The organism is uncultured Acetatifactor sp., assembly GCF_948601915.1.
Classification (GTDB): domain Bacteria; phylum Bacillota; class Clostridia; order Lachnospirales; family Lachnospiraceae; genus Acetatifactor.
Map to the genome: position 1 here is coordinate 1 of NZ_CAPDXS010000085.1, position 22825 is coordinate 22825.

At 59.0% G+C, this 22825-nt stretch carries 18 protein-coding genes, 1 tRNA gene and 1 pseudogene (1 of these 20 cut by a window edge); all 20 read left to right on the forward strand.

Annotated elements, in window-relative coordinates; all coding sequences use genetic code 11:
• A partial coding sequence (locus tag Q2B33_RS14815; protein WP_300914086.1) for an aminopeptidase occupies nt 1-705 on the forward strand: 705 nt, incomplete at its 5' end.
• A 178-nt stretch (nt 706-883) separates the two neighbouring features.
• A complete protein-coding gene (gene purE / locus Q2B33_RS14820) occupies nt 884-1435 on the forward strand; it encodes a 5-(carboxyamino)imidazole ribonucleotide mutase (protein ID WP_300914087.1) in 552 nt (183 codons plus the stop codon).
• A 70-nt stretch (nt 1436-1505) separates the two neighbouring features.
• Entirely contained in the window at nt 1506-2531 is a 1026-nt protein-coding gene (gene purM / locus Q2B33_RS14825; RefSeq protein WP_300564942.1) for a phosphoribosylformylglycinamidine cyclo-ligase, read from the forward strand.
• Nucleotides 2525-3151 (forward strand): phosphoribosylglycinamide formyltransferase, encoded by a 627-nt coding sequence (gene purN, locus Q2B33_RS14830; RefSeq protein ID WP_300564940.1) that lies wholly within the window; start codon nt 2525-2527, stop codon nt 3149-3151. The genes purM and purN overlap by 7 nt, the downstream gene beginning before the upstream one ends.
• A gap of 8 nt (nt 3152-3159) precedes the next feature.
• On the forward strand, nt 3160-4437 hold the full coding sequence (purD, locus tag Q2B33_RS14835) for a phosphoribosylamine--glycine ligase (RefSeq protein WP_300564937.1): 1278 nt from the start codon (nt 3160-3162) through the stop codon (nt 4435-4437).
• A gap of 51 nt (nt 4438-4488) precedes the next feature.
• A complete protein-coding gene (locus Q2B33_RS14840) occupies nt 4489-4941 on the forward strand; it encodes a MerR family transcriptional regulator (protein WP_300564935.1) in 453 nt (150 codons plus the stop codon).
• A gap of 19 nt (nt 4942-4960) precedes the next feature.
• Nucleotides 4961-6514 carry an SH3 domain-containing protein gene (locus tag Q2B33_RS14845; protein ID WP_300564933.1) on the forward strand — a complete coding sequence of 518 codons (1554 nt, stop codon included), beginning with the start codon at nt 4961-4963 and terminating at the stop codon, nt 6512-6514.
• Between the two features lie 154 nt (nt 6515-6668).
• Nucleotides 6669-7037, forward strand: coding sequence for a GntR family transcriptional regulator (locus Q2B33_RS14850; RefSeq protein ID WP_296459825.1), 369 nt, complete (start codon nt 6669-6671; stop codon nt 7035-7037).
• A 61-nt stretch (nt 7038-7098) separates the two neighbouring features.
• Entirely contained in the window at nt 7099-9552 is a 2454-nt protein-coding gene (locus Q2B33_RS14855; protein ID WP_300564929.1) for an ATP-dependent Clp protease ATP-binding subunit, read from the forward strand.
• 122 nt (nt 9553-9674) lie between these two features.
• On the forward strand, nt 9675-10088 hold the full coding sequence (locus Q2B33_RS14860) for an endosialidase (protein WP_300564927.1): 414 nt from the start codon (nt 9675-9677) through the stop codon (nt 10086-10088).
• Nucleotides 10089-10103: 15 nt separating this feature from the next.
• Nucleotides 10104-11480 carry a DNA repair protein RadA gene (gene radA / locus Q2B33_RS14865; RefSeq protein WP_300564925.1) on the forward strand — a complete coding sequence of 459 codons (1377 nt, stop codon included), beginning with the start codon at nt 10104-10106 and terminating at the stop codon, nt 11478-11480.
• Nucleotides 11481-11597: 117 nt separating this feature from the next.
• The gene (locus Q2B33_RS14870) at nt 11598-13529 is read left to right on the forward strand and encodes a helix-turn-helix transcriptional regulator (RefSeq protein ID WP_300564923.1); all 1932 of its coding nucleotides are present in this window, start codon (nt 11598-11600) and stop codon (nt 13527-13529) included.
• Nucleotides 13530-13734: 205 nt separating this feature from the next.
• Nucleotides 13735-15477: an extracellular solute-binding protein gene (locus tag Q2B33_RS14875; RefSeq protein ID WP_300564921.1), complete on the forward strand. Its 1743-nt coding sequence runs from the start codon at nt 13735-13737 to the stop codon at nt 15475-15477.
• Between the two features lie 64 nt (nt 15478-15541).
• On the forward strand, nt 15542-16492 hold the full coding sequence (locus Q2B33_RS14880) for a sugar ABC transporter permease (RefSeq protein WP_300564919.1): 951 nt from the start codon (nt 15542-15544) through the stop codon (nt 16490-16492).
• Between the two features lie 87 nt (nt 16493-16579).
• Entirely contained in the window at nt 16580-17491 is a 912-nt protein-coding gene (locus Q2B33_RS14885) for a carbohydrate ABC transporter permease (protein WP_300564917.1), read from the forward strand.
• Between the two features lie 122 nt (nt 17492-17613).
• A tRNA-Trp gene (locus Q2B33_RS14890) sits at nt 17614-17684 on the forward strand.
• A 125-nt stretch (nt 17685-17809) separates the two neighbouring features.
• Nucleotides 17810-18238, forward strand: coding sequence for a hypothetical protein (locus Q2B33_RS14895; RefSeq protein ID WP_300564915.1), 429 nt, complete (start codon nt 17810-17812; stop codon nt 18236-18238).
• Nucleotides 18239-18553: 315 nt separating this feature from the next.
• Complete coding sequence (locus Q2B33_RS14900) at nt 18554-19018, forward strand: DUF6508 domain-containing protein (protein WP_300564913.1); 465 nt, start codon at nt 18554-18556, stop codon at nt 19016-19018.
• A 48-nt stretch (nt 19019-19066) separates the two neighbouring features.
• Nucleotides 19067-19663: a TetR/AcrR family transcriptional regulator gene (locus Q2B33_RS14905; RefSeq protein WP_300564911.1), complete on the forward strand. Its 597-nt coding sequence runs from the start codon at nt 19067-19069 to the stop codon at nt 19661-19663.
• A 57-nt stretch (nt 19664-19720) separates the two neighbouring features.
• Nucleotides 19721-22825, forward strand: a pseudogene (locus tag Q2B33_RS14910) (phosphoribosylformylglycinamidine synthase) (it continues 735 nt past the right edge of the window).

Below are 22825 nucleotides of genomic sequence, written 5' to 3' on the forward strand. Positions count from 1 at the left end.
TGTGAGCTTCGGGGTATGGACGGCAATAGGACACGGCTGAAGATCAATCTGTACAAGCTGGCGGATCCGGAAAAAGAGACCATCTTTGAAAACTGCGTGGCGGATGTGAACATTCCCGTGGGGGAGGTGTTTACTTCCCCCGTGCTGAAGGGCACAGAGGGAGTGCTGCATGTGAAAAGGGTCTTTCTTAACGGGCTGGAATATAAGAATCTGGAGATATCTTTTCAGGACGGCATGATCAGCGGGTATTCTTGCGACAATTATGACAAGGATTTTCTCTATGAGAACATTCTTTTCCGCCACGAGACTCTTCCCATGGGAGAGTTCGCCATAGGCACCAACACCACCGCCTATGTGGCGGCCAGACGGCTGGGGGTGGAAGCGAAGCTTCCCATTTTGATTGCGGAGAAGATGGGACCCCATTTTGCGGTGGGGGATACTTGTTATTCCCATGTGGAGGAGATACGGGTGTACAACCCCGACGGCAAGGAGATCGTGGCCAAGGCCAACGAGATATCGGATCTTCGCAGGGAGAATCAGGCAAAGGCTTATTTTAACTGTCACACGGACATTACGATTCCCTATGACGAGCTGGGGGAGCTGGCGGCAGTGGGGAAAGACGGAAGCCGTTATGTCATCATCAATGAGGGCAGATTCGTTCTGCCGGGCTGTGAGGAGCTGAACAAGGCCTTTGAGGAGGGGTGAGCGCATTCAGGGGCGGCAGCAAAAAACAGTTGCACATAAGGCTGTGTTTTAGTAAACTAGGAATATAGGGGTCCAGATGGACAGCCGTACCAAAGAGGGGCCATCGGACAGAGAGCGCTGTCAGGTGGGACGGGATAAGAAATCGGGAATCAACTATTTAAACGATAAGGAGGACATCATGGAGAGGGACGAAATGCAGAGGGAAGGCATGACTGGCGCGCCATGTGTAGGCATAGTGATGGGCAGCGATTCCGACATGCCGGTGATGGCGAAGGCAGCAGACATTCTGGAGGAGCTTGGGGTGCCCTATGAGATGGCGATTATCAGCGCCCATAGGGAGCCGGACGTATTTTTTGAATATGCGAAGAGCGCTGAGGAGAAAGGCTTTAAGGTGATCATCGCCGGAGCCGGCATGGCGGCTCATCTGCCGGGCATGTGCGCCGCGATCTTTCCTATGCCCGTCATAGGCATTCCCATGCATACCTCCTCTCTGGGGGGCAGGGATTCGCTGTACTCCATCGTGCAGATGCCCTCCGGCATCCCCGTGGCCACAGTGGCCATAAACGGCGGCGCCAATGCGGGGCTTCTGGCCGCGAAGATCCTGGCCACCTCGGATCCGGCCCTGCTGCAGAGGCTGAAGGACTACAGCGCCGGGCTGAAGGAGCAGGTAGTGGCCAAGGACGCGAAGCTGAAGGAACAGGGCTACAAGGCCTATCTGCAGAATAAATAAGAGAGGACGAGCCCGCCCGTGCCGCCGGAAGGCCAGGCAGGGGGCGGGAGACAGGCAAGGGGGTAAGCGAATGGATTACAAAAAAGCGGGAGTGGATATTGAGGCAGGCTATCGGTCCGTGGAGCTGATGAAGGCGGACGTGAAGGCCACCATGCGCCCGGAGGTGCTGGGCGGGATTGGCGGCTTCTCCGGCGCGTTCTCCATGGAGGCAGTAAAGGGCATGGAGAAGCCCGTGCTGCTGTCTGGCACGGATGGCGTGGGCACTAAGCTGAAGCTGGCGTTTTTGATGGATAAGCATGATACAATCGGCATCGACTGCGTGGCCATGTGCGTGAACGACGTGGCCTGCGCCGGAGGCGAGCCGCTGTTCTTCCTGGACTATATCGCCTGCGGCAGGAACATCCCGGAGAAGATCGCGGCCATCGTAAAGGGCGTAGCGGAAGGGTGCAGGCAGGCCGGGGCCGCGCTGATCGGCGGCGAGACGGCGGAGCATCCGGGCATGATGCCCGAGGATGAGTACGACCTGGCGGGCTTCGCGGTAGCCGTGGCGGACGAGAAGGACCTGATTACAGGAGAGGGGATAAAAGAGGAAGACGTGCTTGTGGGCATAGCTTCCTCCGGCGTGCATTCCAACGGCTTCTCGCTGGTGCGCAAGGTGTTCGAGATGACCAGGGAGAGCCTGGACACCTACTATGAGGAGCTGGGCGGCACTCTGGGCGAGACGCTGCTGACCCCCACGAAGATTTACGTGAAGGCCCTGAGGGCCGTGAAGGAGGCGGGCATCCGCGTAAAGGGTTGCAGCCATATCACCGGAGGAGGCTTCTACGAGAACATCCCCAGGATGCTGCCGGAGGGCATCCGGGCCGTGGTGCAGAAGGACAGCTATGAAGTGCCGGCCATCTTCCGGCTTCTGGCGGATAAGGGAAATATCGAAGAGCAGATGATGTACAATACTTACAATATGGGCCTGGGCATGGTGCTGGCCGTTTCTCCGGAGGACGCGGACAGATGCCTGGAGGCCCTCCGGGCCGCGGGGGAGACCCCCTATGTGGTAGGGCACTGCGCCGCCGGGGAAAAGGGAGTGGACATATGCTGAACATCGTAGTGTGCGTGTCCGGCGGAGGCACCAATCTCCAGGCCATCCTGGATGCCATGGACAGAGGGGCGGTCACCAATACCCGGGTGCTGGCGGTGATCAGCAACAATGCGGGGGCCCGGGCGCTGGAACGCGCCAGGGACCGTGGGATAGAGGCGAAGGTAATCTCCCCCAGGCAATACGCCGACAGGGAGGCGTTCAACCAGGGCTTTACGGCGGAGATGACAGCCCTTTCCCCGGATCTGATCGTGCTGGCCGGATTCCTGGTGCGGATTCCGCCCCAGATGGTGGCGGCCTTCAGCGGCAGGATCGTCAACGTCCATCCCTCCCTGATCCCCTCCTTCTGCGGCGTGGGCTACTACGGGCTGAAGGTGCATGAAAAGGCGCTGGAGCGCGGGGTGAAGGTCACCGGGGCCACGGTGCACTTCGTCAACGAGGGCATGGACGAGGGCCCGATCATCGCCCAGAAGGCAGTGTACATAGAGGAAGGCGACACGCCGGAGCTCCTGCAGCAGCGGGTGATGGAGCAGGCGGAGTGGATTCTGCTCCCCCAGGCCATAGACGATATCGCGAATGACAGAATACGCATGATTGATAACAAAGTCAGCAGAAGGATGTGAGGTGCGGCATGAAAGTATTGATTATAGGCGGAGGCGGCCGTGAGCACGCCATTGCGGCTAGCATGAGGAAGAGCCCCAGGGTGGACGCGCTCTACTGCGTCCCGGGCAATGCGGGCATCGCGCAGATCGCGGAGTGCGAGCCCTCCATCGGCGCAATGGACTTCGACAGGATCGTCTCCTACGCGAAGGAGAAGGCCGTGGACCTGGTGTTCGTGGCCCCGGACGATCCCCTGGCGGCAGGGCTGGTGGACCGATTGGAGGCGGAGGGCCTGCGGGCGTTCGGCCCCAGGAAGGACGCGGCCATCCTGGAGGGCAGCAAGGCGTTCTCCAAGGATTTGATGAAAAAGTACCATATCCCCACGGCGGCCTACGAGACCTTCGACGATGCGGGAGAGGCCCTGGCCTATCTGGAGCATGCGGCCATGCCCATCGTCCTGAAGGCTGACGGGCTGGCCCTGGGAAAGGGCGTGCTGATCTGCAATACCCTGGAGGAGGCGGAAGCGGGCGTAAAGGAGATCATGCAGGATAAGCATTTCGGCGATGCGGGCAACCGGATGGTGGTGGAGGAATTCCTCACAGGCCGGGAGGTGTCCGTGCTGGCCTTCGTGGACGGCAGGACGGTGAAGACCATGACCTCCGCCCAGGACCACAAGCGGGCCGGGGACGGGGATCAGGGCCCGAATACAGGCGGCATGGGCTGCTTCTCGCCCAGCCCCTTCTATACAAAAGAGGTGGATGAATATTGCCGCAGGTTCATCTATCAGCCCACGGTGGACGCCATGGCGGCTGAGGGCAGGGAGTTCAAGGGCGTCATCTTCTTCGGACTGATCCTGACGGCCCAGGGGCCCAAGGTGCTGGAGTACAACGCCAGGTTCGGCGACCCCGAGACACAGGTAGTGCTGTGCAGGATGAAGAATGACCTCCTGGACGTGGTGGATGCATGTATCGACGGCTGTCTGGATAAAATAGAGTTGGAGTTCGAGGACAACGCGGCGGTGTGCGTGGTATTGGCCTCGGAGGGCTATCCGGTCTCCTATAAGAAGGGATTCGAGATCAGGGGCCTGGGGCGGTTCCGAGGGGAGAGCGATTACTACTGCTTCCACGCCGGGAGCTGTCTGGACGGGGACGGACGGATCGTGACAGGCGGAGGCAGGGTGCTTGGGGTGACGGCGAAGGCGGATACCCTGGGAGAGGCCCGCAGGAAGGCCTATGAGGCCACGGAGTGGGTGGAGTTTGACAATAAGTATATGCGGCATGATATCGGTAAGGCCATCGACGAGGCCTGAGCCGGTCCATGCGGGACAGTGTGTGACGGAAAAGATGGGAGGTGCATACATATGAGTGTTCTGGGATTGTTGGAGAAGTACAACGTTCCGCGGGTATGTAAGGAATGCGGCGGCGTGATGATTTTCAAGGGGGTAGGAGAGTACCACTGCGAGGACTGCGGGGCCGTGGACTATGACGATTACGGAAAGGTGAGAGGCTATATCGAGGCCAACAAGGGGGCTACGGCGGCTCAGATAGAGCAGGCCATAGGGGTGTCCCAGCGCACGGTGAGGCGTCTTTTGAAGGACGGCAGGATAGAGATAACGGAAGGCTCCAAGGTGTTCCTGCGCTGCGAGCTGTGCGGAAAGCAGATCCGCTCCGGAGAATACTGTCCGGAATGCGAGATCAAGGTACACCGCAATCTGGAGGAAAAGCAGAGGGAGATGCTGCATAAAGCCACCCAGGGCTTCGGCCTGGACCAGAAGTCCGAGGAGGGCCAGCGGAGGTTCACCAGAGACAATTAATTGCAAGGAGAAGAGATACATGAGAAGAGCGAATGAATGGAGAAGGAGGCTGCTGGGAGGCGCGCTGGCGCTGGTGACGGCCATGGGCATATTCGCGGTAGGATTCTGCGGGACTCCGCTGACAGGCCATGCCGCCGGGCAGGCCAAGGTGACGGCGCCCAACGGTGCCAAGATCCGGGAGAGCGCAGATACCGCCAGCACCATGGTGGGCGGCGCGGAGAAGGATAAGACGATTCCCGTCCTGGGACAGACCCAGGGGGCTGACGGCTATACATGGTATCAGGTGCAGGTGAACGATACCACCACCGGCTATGTCCGTGCCGACCTTGTGGAGGTGTCGGGAGACATCCCCGCCGTGGGCGCGGGAGGAGAGACAGGCGGTGAAGGGGAGGGCGGAGGCGAGAGCGCGCCGCCTGTGGAGGTGACCCAGGTGAACCCTGTCAACGCTAATGTGTCGGGGGACAACGTGGAGATTCGGGACACGGCCTCCTTGTCGGGGCAGGTGCTGGGGACGGTGCCGGGTGACACTGTAGTCACGGTGACGGGCTATCTGACGGACGCGGAGAACATCACATGGTATCAGGTGAGCTATATCTCCGGCGAGACCCAGGTGAGTGGTTTCCTGATTTCGGATAACTGCGAACTGTCGGAGGATTTGACGCCAATGGGGCAAGAGCCGCCGGAGGCCCCGGAGCCGGCGGAGCCCGCTCCCACCCAGGAGCCCAGTCCATATGAACTTGTAGAGAATAACGGAAGATGGCTGATCGTGGACAATGTGAACGATCCCGGAAACGGCTATCCTGTAGACGAGCTCTTCGCGAACGTGCAGAAGAACGCCCAGGCATACCGCGACAGCGAAGTAAAAGTGAAGAACCAGAAGATCATCATCATCGTGCTGGTGTTCCTGCTGGTGGCCGCGGTGGCAGGCATCGCCTTCCTTGTCTTCAAGATTCGGGAGATGATGGATTCCGCTTACTTCAACGAGGTGGAGAACGAGACCCTGCGCAGGAAGAACGCTTCCGGCGGCCAGGGCAAGCAGAAGCAGCCGGCCATGCATACGGTAGGGCCGAAGGAAGCCCAGCCCAGGGCGGCGGGTGCCCGTCCCGGGGGAAGCGCGGGACGTCCGGCGGGCTCCGGCGGCCAGCGTCCGACAGCCCCGGGCCGTGCTGGGGAGCAGAGGACGGCCCCTGCCGCCGGCCAGAGAGGCATGGGCGGGGAGCGCAGCGCCCAGGGAGGCCAGCGCCCTGCCGGCCGCAGCGCGGGCACGCATCCGGTGAGCGGCACGGCGGGCCAGCGTCCCGCAGGCGGCGCAGCCCGTCCGGCAGGCGCCCAGGGCCAGCGTATGGCCGGAGGGAATCAGCGCATGGCCGGAGGGGAGCAGAGACCGGGAGGTGCCCAGGGCCAGCGTCCCGCAGGCGTCCAGGGGGCAAGGAGGCCGGAGGGTGCGCCGGGCAGAGCGCCCCAGGGAGCCCGTCCGGGCCAGAGCCCCCAGAAGGCCCAGCCGAAGAACTTCATGGCGGATGACGACGAGTTTGATTTCGAATTCCTGAATTATGACGGGAAAGACGAATGAGCAATGTTATAGAAGGCGCAGGAACAGGGAATATTCCGAAAGGGTACTCCCTGTTTTCCTAAAATTTCATTTTTCTTTAGTTGACAGCGCCCTGTGGCTGCTTTATGATAAACGGAGAAATGGAAGAAAGGCATTTCGACGTAAGGAGGCGTTCATGATCATTGAAATCGATTTCAACAGTGAGGAGGCATTGTATCTGCAGCTGTGCAACCAGATTATCATGGGCATAGCCACCTCGCGTTTCAGGGAGGGGGATCCGCTGCCCAGCGTCCGTCAGCTGGCGGATTCCATCGGAATCAATATGCATACGGTGAACAAGGCGTACACTGTCCTGAAGCAGGAGGGGTACGTGAAGGTGGACCGCAGGAGAGGCGCGGTGATCGCCATAGACGTGGACCGTATGGAGACGCTTGAGGCACTGAAGAAGGAGCTGCAGGTGATTTTGGCGAAAGGAAGCTGCAAGAACATTTCAAAGGAAGAGATTCACGAATTGATCGAAGAGATTTATGAGGATTACGCATAACAGGGAACCGATTCAAAAATAAAGCAATGCACAGTTCCCAGGGAATGAAAAGAGGAGTAATATGGGTTCACAGTTTACAGACAGGGCGCAGGAGGCATTGGCTCACGCGTCCAAATTTGCCAGCCGCTTAAAGCAGGGATATGTGGGGACAGAGCATATCCTGGCGGGCCTTTTGAGGGAGCAGACCGGCGTGGCCCACAGGGTCCTGACGGACAATCATGTGGAGCTGCAGCAGGTCCTGGACATGATCAGGGAGCTGATCGCCTTTGACGGCGGCGTAGGATTGAAGGAACGGGGCGGCTATTCCCCCAGGGCCAGGAAGATCCTGGAGGAGGCTCACAGACAGGCGGAGCGGTTCGGCCAGAAGGAGACCGGCACGGAGCATCTGCTGTTGGCCATCATCCGGGAGGGCGAGAACGTGGCGGTGCGGCTCCTGAACACCATCGGAGCCAATATCCAGAAGCTGTACGCGGATACGCTGATCGCCATGGGGCAGGACGGCAATCTCTATAAGGAAGACCTGGGCAGACGCATGCCCGGCAGGGGCCGCCCCTCCACCTTAGACCAGTACAGCAGGGATCTCACGGACCTGGCCAGGGAGGGGATGCTGGATCCCGTCATCGGCAGGGAGGAGGAAATCCGCCGGCTGATCCAGATACTGAGCCGCCGCAGCAAGAACAATCCCTGCCTGATCGGAGAGCCGGGGGTAGGCAAGACCGCCGTGGTGGAGGGTCTGGCCCAGCGCATCGTGGAGGGGAAGGTCCCCGCCACCGTCCGGGGCAAGCGGCTCCTGACCCTGGACCTCTCCGGCATGGTGGCGGGGAGCAAGTACCGGGGCGAATTCGAGGAGCGCATCAAGCGGGTCATCCGGGAGGTGGTTGAAGACGGGAATGTCATCCTGTTCATGGACGAATTGCACACCCTGATCGGTGCCGGCGGCGCGGAGGGGGCAATCGACGCCTCCAATATCCTCAAACCCTCCCTGGCCAGAGGCGAGCTGCAGATGATCGGCGCCACCACCATCGCGGAGTACCGGAAATATATCGAGAAGGACGCCGCCTTAGAGAGGCGCTTCCAGCCCGTGAACGTGGAGGAGCCCACGGAGGAGGAGGCCATCCGCATCCTGGAGGGCATCAAGGCCAAATACGAGGAGCACCACAGGGTGACGATCACGCCGGAGGCCGTGGACGCGGCGGTACGGCTTTCCAACCGCTATATCAACGACAGGAACCTGCCGGACAAGGCCATCGACCTGATAGACGAGGCGGCGGCCAGCGCCAGGCTCAGGGCAGTGGACATGCCGGATAAGCAGAGAGAGCTTCTGGAGGAGATCAAAAAGATGGACCAGCAGATCGAGCGGTCCATCCGCATGGAGGCCTTCTCCCAGGCGGTGGAGATCAAGAACAAGCAGGATGAACTGGTCAAAAAGTTCCAGCGGACCAAGAAGCGCATGGAGAGCCAGGACGGCAATAAGAAATATGCCATCGGCGAGGATGAGATCGCGGAAGTGGTGGCCATGTGGACCAAGATTCCGGTGCAGAAGCTGGCCCAGAAGGAGAGCGACAGGCTCCTGAAGCTGGAGAGCATCCTCCACAAGCGGGTCATCGGCCAGGAGGAGGCCGTGGTGGCTGTGGCCAGGGCCATGCGCAGGGGCCGCGTGGGATTGAAGGATCCCAAGCGCCCCATCGGCTCCTTCCTGTTCCTGGGCCCCACCGGCGTGGGAAAGACAGAGCTGTCCAAGGCCCTGGCAGAGGCCATGTTCGGCACCGAGGAGGCGATCATCCGCGTGGACATGTCCGAGTATATGGAGGGGCATTCCGTGTCCAAGATGATAGGCTCCCCGCCGGGCTACGTGGGCTTTGACGAGGGCGGGCAGCTCTCCGAGAAGGTCAGGCGCAACCCCTATTCCGTGGTGCTCTTCGACGAGATTGAGAAGGCCCACCCGGACGTGTTCAACATCCTGCTGCAGATTCTGGACGACGGCCATATCACGGATTCCAAGGGCAGGAAGGTGAGCTTCAAGAACACTGTGCTGATCATGACCTCCAACGCAGGGGCCCAGCGGATCGTGGATCCCAAGAACCTGGGCTTCGCCGCTTCGAGCGATGCCAGGCGGGACTATGAGCGCATGAAGTCCGGGGTCATGGAGGAGGTGAAGCGCAGCTTCAAGCCGGAGTTCATCAACAGGATAGACGACATCATTGTCTTTCATCAGCTGAACCAGGAGAACATGAAGGACATCGTCGGGCTGCTCTCCGCGAACCTCCATGACCGCTGCCTGGCCCAGATGGATATCAGGCTGACATTGACCGGCGCGCTGAAGGAGCATCTGGTGGAGAAGTATTCCGATGCCAAGATGGGGGCCAGGCCCCTGAAGCGGGCCATCCAGTCCGTGGTGGAGGACGCGCTGGCGGAGGAGATCCTCCTGAAGCGGGTGCAGCCCGGAGACGCGGTGTCCGCGGGCTTCAAGGGCGGGAAGGTGTGCTTCACCGTGAAGGGAGCAGCCGGGAGCTGAGCCATATATGTTATGAAACATTTTAAAAAATCTTGTAGAAAAAGAGTGCGGATTATATTATACTAAGAGAAGGAAGCAGCATCAGCTTTTCAGAATACGATAAAATGCAGGAGGGTTTAGACATGGCAGTGGTGGAGGAGTTGATCCGCAGCGAATCGGACGGCGCTATCAGTTTCGGCAATCATAAGCTGGAGAAGAAGGCCAAGGTGGAGGACTATCAGCACGGGGGGGATCTGCTGAAGGTAAAGACTTACAGGGAGATCACCAAGCTGGAGAAGAACGGCTCCTTCCTCTATGAATCCGTTCCGGGCACCAGCGTCCTGGAGTTCACGGAAAAGCCGGACGGCGTGGAATTCGTGGTAGAGGGGGACGAGGACGCCCAGATCACGGTGGGGCTTGCGGATGACAGGGCCTATGAGGTCTTTGTGGGCGGAGAGAGCATCGGGGCCATCAAGACGCATTTCGGCGGAAAGCTGTCCCTGAGCGTGGAGCTGGAGACGGCGGGCGAGGTTCCCGTGAAGATCGTGCAGATTTAAGGGTACGGACAGGATATGGCAAAGGCGAAGACATCCAATGTTTTTTTCTGCAGCAGCTGCGGGTACGAATCCTCCAAATGGATGGGGCAGTGCCCCGGCTGCCGGGAATGGAATACTTTTGTGGAGGGGCCCGCGGGCAGGGCTCCCCATGGGGGCGGCTTCGGCGCGTCTGCCGACAGGCTGCGCAGGGCCGCCCCCACTGTATTGTCCCAGGTCACTGTCCGGGAGGAGGACAGGCTGGTCACCGGCATCGGAGAGCTGGACAGGGTCCTGGGGGGCGGCATCGTGCAGGGGTCGCTGACTCTGGTGGGGGGAGATCCGGGTATCGGGAAATCCACCCTTCTCCTCCAGGTCTGCCGCAACCTGTCCAGGCAGGGCAGGACGGTGCTCTACATATCGGGGGAGGAATCCCTGGTCCAGATCAAGATGCGGGCGGACAGGATCGGGGAGTTCTCCGAGAAGATGCTGCTGCTGTGCGAGACGAACCTGGCGGACATAGCGGAGATCATCCGCTCCGACCCGCCGGAGGCTGTGGTCATCGATTCCATCCAGACCATGTACAATGAGAACGTGTCCGCCGCGCCGGGCGCAGTGTCCCAGGTAAGGGAATCCACGGCCGTCCTGCTGCAGCTTGCCAAGGGCCTGGGGGTGTCGGTGCTCATCGTGGGCCATGTGACCAAGGAGGGCACGGTGGCGGGTCCCAGGGTGCTGGAGCACATGGTGGACGCGGTGCTGTACTTCGAGGGGGACGGACATGCCTCCTACCGCATCCTGCGGGGGGTGAAGAACCGCTTCGGCTCCACCAATGAGATCGGTGTCTTCGAGATGCGTGAGAAGGGGCTGTCGGAGGTGCCCAACGCCTCGGAATACATGCTGAACGGCAGGCCGGAGAATGCCAGCGGTTCCGTGGTGGCGGCCACCTGCGAGGGCACCAGGCCGCTTCTGGTGGAGATTCAGGCGCTGGTGTGCCACAGCAATTTCGGCATTCCCCGCAGGCAGACCACGGGGACGGACTTCAACAGGGTGAACCTTCTGATGGCAGTGCTGGAGAAGCGCTCCGGCGTGCAGCTCGCCCCCTGCGACGCCTATGTGAACATCACCGGCGGCTTGAAGGTGCTGGAGCCGGCCATGGACTTAGGGATCGTGATAGCCATCCTGTCAAGCTTCCACAACAGGGTCCTCAGCCCGAAGCTGGTGGCCTTCGGCGAGGTGGGCCTAAGCGGCGAAGTCAGAGGGGTGAGCATGGCGAAGCAGCGGGTGGCGGAGGCGGAGAAGCTGGGCTTCGAGATCTGCCTCCTGCCCGCCGTGTGCGCGGAGGAATGCGGCCGGGGCGGCGGAATGAAGATCATAGGGGTGAAGACTGTACAGGACGTGATAGACAGGCTTTTTTGAGGGCTTCCTCGGAAGCCTTCTTTTTGGTGCACAGGCCCTCGGGAGTCTGCCGTCAGGGCAGCCCGGGCCTGTGGGTGGCGGGGAGGGAGGCCCTGCCGGATTTTGATGGGGGACAGGATGGGAGAGAGAGTAAACTTGCGGCTGGAGCCGAATTCAAAGGTGTTCATGTCTCTGCTGAGGTCGGCGTTTTATATCCTGCTGCTGCCGATGCTGATCAGCATCGGCCTGTCTGCCATGTTCATCATGAACATGGAAAAGGAGGCGGAGGGCTTCCGGCGGGTGGCGCTGGAGCAGCTGACCGGCGAGGTGAATCAGGAATTCTGGTCCGCGTACCAGCTGATCAACCGTGTGAAAAATTCGGAGCTGATCGCCTCCTACGCCAAGTCGGATGTGCGGGACTACTGGACGGAATACCAGATCCACAAATATATGAGCAAGGTGCTGGTGGGCACCAACCTGGAGACGGCCTATCTCTATTTTCCGCAGTATGAAATGGTGTTCTCCGTCACCGGGGGGGTAGAAAGCGATTATTTCCATGCGCTGAATTACGGCAACTCCTTCGAGGAGTGGCAGGAGGCGCTGAAGGGCAGATGGAACGGGAATGCGATACAGCTCCCGGGAAAAGGGGCGGAGCGGCGCAACCTTATCGTCAGCAGCGTCCTGAACAGCGGGAATCAGGATCCGCCCGTGGCGATTGCCGTGGAGATACGGAACGAGTATATGAATCAGATGGCTTCCAACTTACAACTGGAAGAGCATGACAAGATACTGATCTACAGCACCAAAGGGGTGATCGGCGCGAACTTCGACGTCTCCGCCCAGGCGGGGCTTTCGGAAATGCTCCAGGGGGTGGGCTGGAAGGACGGCGAGACCATCCGCTGCGACGGCATCACCTATGAGGTCAGGGTCAGGTATTCCAGCCAGTACGGGCTTACGTTCGTCTATGCCTCACCGAAGGACATCCTGCATTCCTCTTTCGCGTTCATCAGGGCCTACTCCGTGGCGGTGCTGGCTCTTTGCGTCATCATTTCCGCTGTGCTGTGCCTGGTCATGACGAACCGCAACTACAACCCGATCAGGCGGATCTTCGGCCTGCTGCGGGAGGGCGGGGAGGGGAACAGGGAGGTCCCTGAGGATTATGACAAGATGGAGCGGTACATCAGCGACTATATCTCCAGGAACCAGAAGCTCCAGAGCGCGGTGATGCGGTATGAGGAGGACTACAGGAAGGTATACTTGGAGAAGGTCCTGTACGGCAGGATCCCCTATCGGGAGAGCATAGAAGAGGGCGGAAGGCTCTATGGCCTGGGGCTGGATGCCCCCTGGTTCGTGGTGGTCCTGTATGAGCTGGCTGAGACATCGGAGGAGCGGGCTTTCGGCATGCCGGGGGAGGCGGGCAGGGAGATGCTCAGAGACTCCCTCAGCGCCTACATCGAGGAAAAGATGGAATATGTGGTCTGCTTCTATATCATCGAGGAGCACAATGGCTGTATCGCGGTCCTGAACGGAGACGGCGGGGACGCGGGAGAGTTCCGGGACAAGGTGTGCCGGGACAATGCCGCGCTTCTGGAGGAGATGGAGGTGCAGGAGGAAATCTGCTGCGAGGGGCATGTCAGCCAGGGGCTGGAAGGGCTGGCGCATCTGTATGAGGGCTATGAGCAGCTGCGGCAGAAGAGGGAGGAGAAGGCCAAGCAGGAGGTGGAGCAGGAGCGGACGAACTCCGAGGGAGGCCTCCATATCGACAGGGTCATAGCAAGCGTGCGGCAGCAGATATCCAATCCCAATCTGTCCGTGGCGGGGCTGGCGGACGGCTTTGAGGTGTCCGCCTCCCATCTGTCCCGGTTCTTCAAGCAGCAGATGGGGATGGGGCTTCTGGATTATATCCATCGCTGCCGGATCGACGAGGCCAAGAAGCTGATGAAAGAGAACCCCTCCATCCGGGTGAAGGAGGTGGCGGACAGGACGGGCTTCTACAATGTGTCGGCTTTCATCCGCGTGTTCAAGAAAATAGAGGACATGACGCCGGGACAATACAGAGAAAAAATATGATCGTTTCACTAACATATCGCACAAAATGAATATGGCATGTCAGAAAATGAACATCCTGCGGAAAAACAGCACAATCAAAGGCTGAAAGATATTGAAAAAGTGATATTTTTACACAATTAATCGCCATATACAAACACATCCTTCGTAAACTATAATGACATTGTGCATGAAGTCAACCTGGCACAAGAAAAAAGGAGGATGTGACATGAAGAGTAAAAAAGTAATTTCTTTACTGCTGATGACGGCATTGACGGCCAGTCTCCTGGCAGGCTGTGGCGGCTCAGGCGATTCGGGCAATGCGGAATCGTCCGCCAGTGAGAAGGAAGAGTCTTCCCAGGCTCCCGAGGAGAGCGGCTCCGGGGAAGCGCCGGAGGAGTCTTCCGAGGAAGCGCCGGAGGAGAGCGAGGCAGGCGATGACAGCAGCGCAGGCGGCGAGGCCAAGTATCCCAGGGACGAGAACGGCTATCCCGATTTGGGTGGCGAGACCATCAGCATCTGGTTCGCCATGACCACGGAGAACGCCGGCGCGGTATCCACCGACATGGGCGACTACGAGGCCGTCAAGGCCCTGGAGGAGAAGTTCAACGTGAATTTCGAGTTCATCCATCCGCCTGTGGGGCAGGAGAGCGAGAACTTCAATATCATGATGTCGGACGAAAAGCTCCCGGACATGATCTTCTGCCGCGGCATCGACAGATTCTATCCTGGCGGCGTGGAGATGGCATACGCGGACGGTGTCCTGTACGACTACACGGATGACATCAATGCAGTGGACACCCCGAACTTCTATAACATGATCAACGGCGATCCCTACCTGATGAAGGCAGTGACAGACGATGAGGGCAGGATCATCCGCCTGGGCGCCAAGATCTGCGGCAGCGAGGAAGCCGACCTGAACTTCATCGGCCCCCTGATTAGAAGCGATTACCTGGCGGCAGCCAATATGGAAGTCCCCAAGACCATCGATGACTGGACCGCCATGCTGCAGGCCATGAAGGACAATGGGGTGGAGTATCCCCTGGCTCTGGACAAGAGCCAGCTGATCTACACGTCCAACATCTTCGCGGGGGCTTACGGCGTATCCGGCAACAGCTATTTCTTGAAGGAGGACGGCAGCGTTGCCTTCGGACCTTACGAAGATGCCTACAAGGACTTCCTCACCCAGATGCACGAGTGGTATGAGGCAGGCTTCATCAATCCCGACTTCGCCAGCCAGGATACGGATTCCATCATGTCCATGGCGGCCGGCGACAGAATCGGCTCCACGCTGATCCATCTGTATACATACGGCGTCACCTACTTCGTCACCACAGAGGGAGACGACCCGGACAAGGTGATGGTAGCGGCTCCCATGCCTGTCCTGAACGAGGGGGATACCAGGAACTTGAGGAGCAGCAGCAGGTCCCTGGGCGACTATAAGTACATCACCGCGGACGCCGAGAACAAGGACGCATGCATCGCCCTGCTGGATGCGCTGTACCTGGAGGACATCGACCTGATGATGGCCAACGGCATCGAGGGCGTGGGCTACACCATGGAAGACGGCGCGCCCGTACAGGCGGCTCTGAGCGCGGATGCCAGCAAGGAAGTGCGTCTGGGAAGCTGCCCTCAGCAGTGGCATGCCTATGAGGATACGGACCTGAACTACATCCTCACCAAGAAGTACAACAAGGGCTGCCAGGACGAGGCTCTGGAGCTGTGGAAGACAGAGGGTACTTCAGGATCCATCTCCAACTTCATCATGTACAACACCGAGGAGTCCGAGACCAGGAGCACCTACAACAGTGACGTGTCCACTGCCGTGGAGGAGTGGGTCATGAAGTTCATCACGGGTCAGGAGCCCATCGACAAGTTCGACGAATTCCGGGAGATCCTGAAGAACGAGGGCCACATTGAAGAGCTGATAGCGATTGAGCAGAGTGCGATGGATCGTTACGACGCAAGGTAGGAAGACGGAAAGGGCACCGGAAGGTGCCCTTTTGTGTTCCGGCCAAGCAGGACAGGAGGGGTGTATGAAAGCTGCAAAGGTCAATAACGGAAAGTTGGAAAAACAGAAGTTCTCGGTGCGGCTGCGAAGGGATTTCAAGGCCAACAAATATATCTATATCATGCTTCTGCCGGTGGTGGTGTATCTGCTCATTTTCAGCTATGCTCCCATGTACGGCATCGTCATCGCGTTCAAGAACTATAAGCCCAGGCTGGGGATCCTGGAGAGCCCCTGGGTAGGAATGAAATATTTCAAGGAATTCACGTCCTCCATGTACTTCGGCAGGACTTTGCGGAACACGCTGGCCCTCAGCGGGCTGAACCTGCTGTTCGGGTTCATGGCGCCCATCCTCTTCGCGGTGCTGCTGAACGAGATCCGCAACATGAGGTTCAAGAAGCTGGTGCAGACTGTTACCTATCTGCCCCACTTCATCACCACGGTCATCATCGCCAGCCTGATACTGGTGTTCACCAACAGCGACGGCTTCATCACCCAGATAGTGAACAGCCTCACCGGACATACCGGGAGCCTGATCGGGGACAAGAACTGTTTCCGGGCGATCTACGTGATATCCGATATCTGGCAGGGCTTCGGGTGGGGCTCCATCGTCTATCTGGCCACCATCGCCGGCATCAGCCCGGAGCTGTACGAGGCCGCCAGGATCGACGGGGCCAACAAGTTCCGGCAGATCTGGCATGTGACGCTGCCCGGCATGCGCCCTACGATCGTCACCATGTTCATCCTGGCCATGGGCGGCCTGATGAGCATCGGCTGGGAGAAGGCCTTCCTGCTGCAGACACCGCTTACCTATGAGACTTCGGACATCATCTCCACCTTTGTATACCGGAAAGGCTTCGAGGATGCCAACTACAGCTACTCTACCGCGGTGGGCCTGTTCAACTCGATCATCAACCTGATCCTGGTGACCACGGCCAACAGGCTGAGCCGGAAGTTCAACGAGACCAGTTTGTGGTAATTGGGAAAGTTCGTCTCATGAGGTGTGCGCCGAAGGGACGTTCCCCTTTAGCGCCATCGTGCAGCGATTAAATATAGGAGGAGAAGGATGAAGGAAGAAAACGATAAGAGGATGATAATCGGCACCGGAGAGAAGATTTTCCTGGTAGTCAACAATCTCATCATGGTATTCCTGATGGTGATCACGCTCTACCCGCTGCTCTACGTGCTGTTCTGTTCCCTGAGCGACCCCATAGAACTGGGGAAGGTGTCAGGGCTGATGATAAAGCCTGCCGGATTCAGCCTGCGGGGCTACAAGGCGGTTCTGGATTCCGACAATATATGGTTGGGATTCCGTAATACCATATTCTATGTGATCGTGGGGACATCCTGCAGCATGGCGATTACCATCATAGGCGCCTACGCGATTGCAAAGAAGAATTTCATGCTGAGGAAGCCTGTGATGCTGTTCATCATATTCACCATGTACTTCGGCGGCGGCATGATCCCCACCTTCCTGGTGGTGCAGGGCCTGCACCTGACCAACACGGTCTGGGCCATGATCGTGCCCGGGATGCTGAGCGTCTACAACATGATCGTGCTGCGGACTTCCTTCCAGTCGGTACCGGAGAGCCTGTACGAGTCGGCAGCGCTGGACGGGGCCAACGACTTCACCATGCTGACGAAGATCACATTGCCCCTGTCCAAGGCGGCCCTGGCCACCATCACCCTGTTCTACGCAGTGGGGAAGTGGGGCGAGTGGTATCCGGCGCTAGTGTACCTGCAGAAGCGGAGGGACCTCTATCCCCTGCAGATGTTCCTGCGGGAGCTTCTGGTGAAGCAGGAGGACATGGAGACTTTGCTTGCCAACAATGTGGGCCAGGACGCGGAGGCCTATCTGCTGAAGGAGATCATCAAATACGCCACGATCATCGTGACCACAGTGCCCATTCTGGTGGTGTACCCTTTCCTCCAGAAATATTTCGTGAAGGGCGTGCTGGTGGGCTCCGTGAAGGGATGACGGAAGCCGGGAAGGCCCCGTTTCCAGGGGCTTCCCGGAAAATCCATAAATTTTGTAAAATATACTTGATTATTGGAGGGCACCTGTGTTATAATAGCTTTCGTCGGTAGAAAACGGCGTACAGGGGAATAGTACAATGGTAGTGCGGCGGTCTCCAAAACCGTTGATGGGAGTTCGATCCTCTCTTCCCCTGCTAGGAAAAAGAAGTGTTGATGGGTAGTCCGTTGGTGGCGCTGTCGGCAGTTCTTTTTTTATTTCCGCGGCAGGGCGGCGGCCCGGCGGAAAGGACGAGAATCGGCGAAGAGTTGGAGGGCGGATATGGACGGGATGGATCGGACAGAGAAGGCGGGGCGGGAGAACCGGGAGGAAGAGCGGCTGGAGCTGGCGCTTCAGACCCTGCGGAGCTTCCTGCTGGGGCTGGCGGCCCGGGCGGGAGAGGGAGAGGAGTACGGAGAGCGGCTGTGGCAGGGAATCAGGCAGTCGGCGGGGCTTCTGCAGGAGCTGGCGTACTACCATGACAGGGGAGAGTTCCTGTGCCGGTATGAGGTGGCGGGGTACACACTGGCGGATGTGCTGGTGTGGCAGGTGGATCATTTCAAGCTGTACATGGACCGGCCGGAGGATATGAACCGGTACAGGCAGCCCAGATTGCTTCTGGCATCCTTCGACACCATGCTGCAGATGGAGGAGGATCCGGCATCCTTCGCGGAGAAGATGCGGTGCGAGACGGGGCAGGATATTCTTTAGAATATCCAGACATTCTATGATTGTCCAGATATTCTTTGAATATCCAGACATTCTATGAACGTCCCGGTGTTCTGTACATAAGACAAAAGCACTCGCGATTTCTCGTGGGTGCTTTCATCTATAAAAGGGGAATTCGTCTATTATAATACCTGAAATATTTTCATATGTCAACCCTTTTTTGAGATTTTTCTAAAAAAATTGATAAATTTTTTGTGCTGTACTTTTATGAAAAATGTGTTAAAATAAATTACATATGTGTCATTTTTTTGCATGTCGTTTTTCGCTAGTTTTAAGGATGAGAAGGTGGAAGGTTCTATGGAACAGAATAGCGCAGAGTACCGGCAGCAGATGATAGCGGAGTACAGGGCTGCCGTGGAGCCCCTTTTGAAGTATCTGCCGTGGATGGAGAAGAACGGGGGCCGGACCGTGAGCCGCAACTATCAGGGGAACGGCCTGAGCAAGAGCTCTATCAGCTTTCCCGTGTATGATGCCAATCTGATGAGCTTCGTGAAGGAGGCGGCAGCCTCGCCGCTGATGAACCGCAATTACGTCTATGTATATACCAGGAACCGCATCAGGAGCCATGCCGACGAGAAGCGGCTGATCGACGGGGCGGAACTGAAGGACTGGGAGCTTTTAGGGGGCATTCTGTCCAAATATGTGCTGGAGGGCAGGACGAAGGCCACGCTCTGGGGGGAGGCCATGCAGGAGGGCATTTTCCTGCTGGTGCTCCAGAAGATGCGGGAGATCATCAGGTACTGGGACAAGGCGGGACGTTAGAAGGCTGTGCGGCGGACAGGCTGCAGCAATGGGGGACTGGGGGACAGAATGGGAGACAAATCGGTACAGAAGAGGAAGTATATACTGGAGATGGCCCGAAAGGTATTCGTGGAGAAAGGGTTCAAGAAAGTCACCATGAAGGACATCGTGGAAGCCTGCGGCATCAGCCGCGGGGGCCTCTATCTGTATTTCAGCGACACCGGCCAGATCTTCCTGGAGGTCATGAAGATGGAGAGCCAGGAGGCGGACGATGTGTTCTCGGACAGCATCGCGGAGGACGCCACGGCGGCGGATATCCTGTTCCTGTTCCTGCGGGAGCAGAAGAAGGAGCTGCTGCGCAGGAACGACACCCTGACCCAGGCCATCTATGAGTTCTATTTCCAGAGCGAGCCGGTGAGGAAGGGAAATATGCTCAAGCGCCAGTTCGACTCCGGGGTGAAGATCATGGAACGGCTCATCGCCATGGGCGTGGAGCAGGGGGAATTCTCCTGCGAGGACTGCAGGGGCATGGCCCGGCATATCATGTTCGTGCTGGAGGGACTGGAGATTTCCGCCCAGACCATCGGGATTACCTCGGAGGCTGTGGACAGGGAGATTCTGTTCATCATGAAATTCCTGGGCGCGATAGAGGACAATGCCCAATAAAGGCGGCATAACAGTAGAAATGGATGATATTGCGATTGCAAATGAATGGAGGAGCGTATGGGAAGCGTCAGACGTATCTATGTGGAGAAAAAGAAGGCTTTCGCGGTAAAGGCGAAGGAGCTGCAGGAGGACATCGGAAGCTTTTTAGGGATAGGGGTGGAGGACGTGAGGGTCTTCATCCGCTATGATGTGGAGAACATCTCCGATGAAGTGTTTGAAAGGGCATGCAGGACCGTATTCTCGGAGCCCCCTGTGGATGAGCTCTATCGAGAGGACATTAAGGTTCCCGCAAATGCCAGGGTCTTCTCGGTGGAGTTCCTGCCCGGCCAGTTCGACCAGCGGGCGGATTCGGCAGTGCAGTGCGTCCAGTTCCTGAAGGAGGACGAGGAGCCCGTCATCCGCACGGCGGTCACTTATATGATCCTGGGGGACATCACGGAGGAGGAATTCGCCCGGATCAAGGCGTACTGCATCAACCCCGTGGACTCCAGGGAGACAGGCCTGGAGAAGCCGGATACATTGGTGGCGGAATTCGAGGAGCCCGGGGACGTGGCATTGCTTCAGGGCTTCGCCCGGATGGAGGAGGGGAAGCTGCGGGAGCTGTACGATTCCCTGTCATTGGCCATGACATTCAAGGATTTCCTCCATATCCAGAAGTATTTCGGGGAGGACGAGAGGCGCGACCCCACCATGACGGAGATCCGGGTGCTGGACACCTACTGGTCTGACCACTGCCGCCATACCACCTTCTCCACGGAGCTGACGGAGGTGGAGTTCGGGGAGGGGTATTACCGCACGCCCTTAGAGACCACATACCGCAGCTACCTGGACACCAGGGAGGAGGTCTTCGCGGGCCGGACGGAAGAAGGGCATTCCGGCAAGTTCATCTGCCTGATGGACCTGGCCCTGATGGCCATGCGCAAGCTCAAGAAGGAGGGGAAGCTCTCCGACATGGAGGAATCGGATGAAATCAACGCCTGCTCCGTGGTGGTGCCCGTGGAGATGGACTACAGCGGTGTGGGCGGGCCGTCCAAGGTCACGGAGGAGTGGCTGGTGTTCTTCAAGAACGAGACCCATAACCATCCCACGGAGATAGAGCCCTTCGGCGGCGCGGCCACCTGCCTGGGCGGCGCCATCCGCGATCCCCTGTCCGGCAGGGGCTATGTGTACCAGGCCATGCGCGTCACCGGGGCCGCGGATCCCACCGTTCCCGTGGCGGACACTTTGAAGGGCAAGCTCCCCCAGAAGAAGCTGGTGCGGGGCGCGGCCTCCGGCTATTCTTCCTACGGCAACCAGATCGGCCTGGCCACGGGCTTCGTGAAGGAAATCTACCATCCGAACTATGTGGCCAAGCGCATGGAGATCGGCGCCGTCATGGGCGCTGCCCCCAGGAAGAACGTGATCCGGGAGACCTCGGATCCGGGGGACATCATCATCCTCTTAGGCGGACGCACCGGACGGGACGGCTGCGGCGGGGCCACCGGCTCCTCCAAGGTACATACAGAGCAGTCCATCGAGACCTGCGGCGCGGAGGTGCAGAAGGGAAATGCCCCCACGGAGCGCAAGATCCAGAGGCTGTTCCGCAGGGAGGAGGTCAGCCGCATCATCAAGAAGTGCAACGACTTCGGCGCGGGCGGGGTGTCCGTGGCCATCGGCGAGCTGGCGGACGGCCTGCGGGTGGACCTGGACAAGGTGCCCAAGAAGTATGCGGGCTTAGACGGCACGGAGCTGGCCATCTCCGAGTCCCAGGAGCGCATGGCCGTGGTGGTGGATCCGAAGGACGTGGACGCCTTCCTGAAGTATGCCGGGGAGGAGAACCTGGAGGCCGTGGCTGTGGCCGTGGTGACGGAGGAGCCCAGGCTGGTGCTGAGCTGGCGGGGGAAGGAAATCGTGAACCTGAAGCGGGCCTTCCTGGACACCAACGGCGCGCACCAGGAGACTAAGGTAAAGGTGGACATCCCTGACGAAAAAGAGAATTATTTCAAGCGATACGCCGTTCCTGCGGTGGAGGAGGCCCTGGAAAAGAAAGACGTGAAGTCCGCATGGCTGGCGCTTTTGAACGATTTGAACGTGTGCTCCCAGAAGGGCCTGGTGGAGATGTTCGACGCCTCCATCGGCGCGGGCAGCGTGCTGATGCCCTACGGCGGGAAGCACCAGCTGACGGAGACCCAGGCCATGGTGGCGAAGCTCCCTGTGCTTAGGGGGAAGACGGACACCGTCACCATGATGGGCTACGGCTTCGACCCCTGCCTGTCCTCCTGGAGCCCTTACCACGGCGCGGTGTACGCGGTGGTGGAGTCCATGGCGAAGATCGTGGCAAACGGCGGCGACGCCTCCAAGATAAGGTTCACCTTCCAGGAATATTTCCGCAGGATGGCGGAAGACCCCTCCAGGTGGAGCCAGCCCTTTGCGGCGCTGCTGGGGGCCTATGATGCCCAGATCGGCTTCGGACTGCCCTCCATCGGCGGCAAGGACAGCATGTCGGGCACCTTCAACGACATCGACGTGCCGCCCACGCTGGTGTCCTTTGCCGTGGACATCGCAAAGCAAGGGGACATCGTGACACCGGAGCTGAAGGAGGCGGGGCATAAGCTGGTCCGCTTCCGGATAGAGAAGGACGATTTCGAAATCCCCGTGTACGATGAGACGGCGGCGCTCTATGATTACATCCACCGCCTGACCGGCAGCGGGGTGGCCGTGGCGGCCTATGCCCTGGATGCCAAGGGTGCGGCGGCTGCTGTAGCCAAGATGGCTTTCGGAAATAAGCTGGGCGTAGTCATCGACAGCGAAGTCAAGGAGGCGGAGCTTTTCGAGAACGGGCTGGGAGACATCCTGGTAGAGATAGCGGCAGGAGATGCGGCCGCTTTGCTGGAGTCCGGGTTCGACTGCAAGGTGATCGGTACGGTGACGGAGGAGCCGGCCTTTGTGTACGGCGATGTGCGGATCGGCATGGAGGAGGCGCTGGAAGCCTGGACTTCCAGGCTGGAGAAGGTGTATCCCACCAAGGCGGTGCGGGAGAGTGCGCCTGTGGACAGCAAGTGCTTTAAGGCAGATCATGTATACGTCTGTAAGCATAAAGTGGCGCGGCCTACCGTGTTCATCCCTGTGTTCCCGGGGACGAACTGCGAGTATGACAGCGGGAAGGCCTTTGAGCGGGCCGGG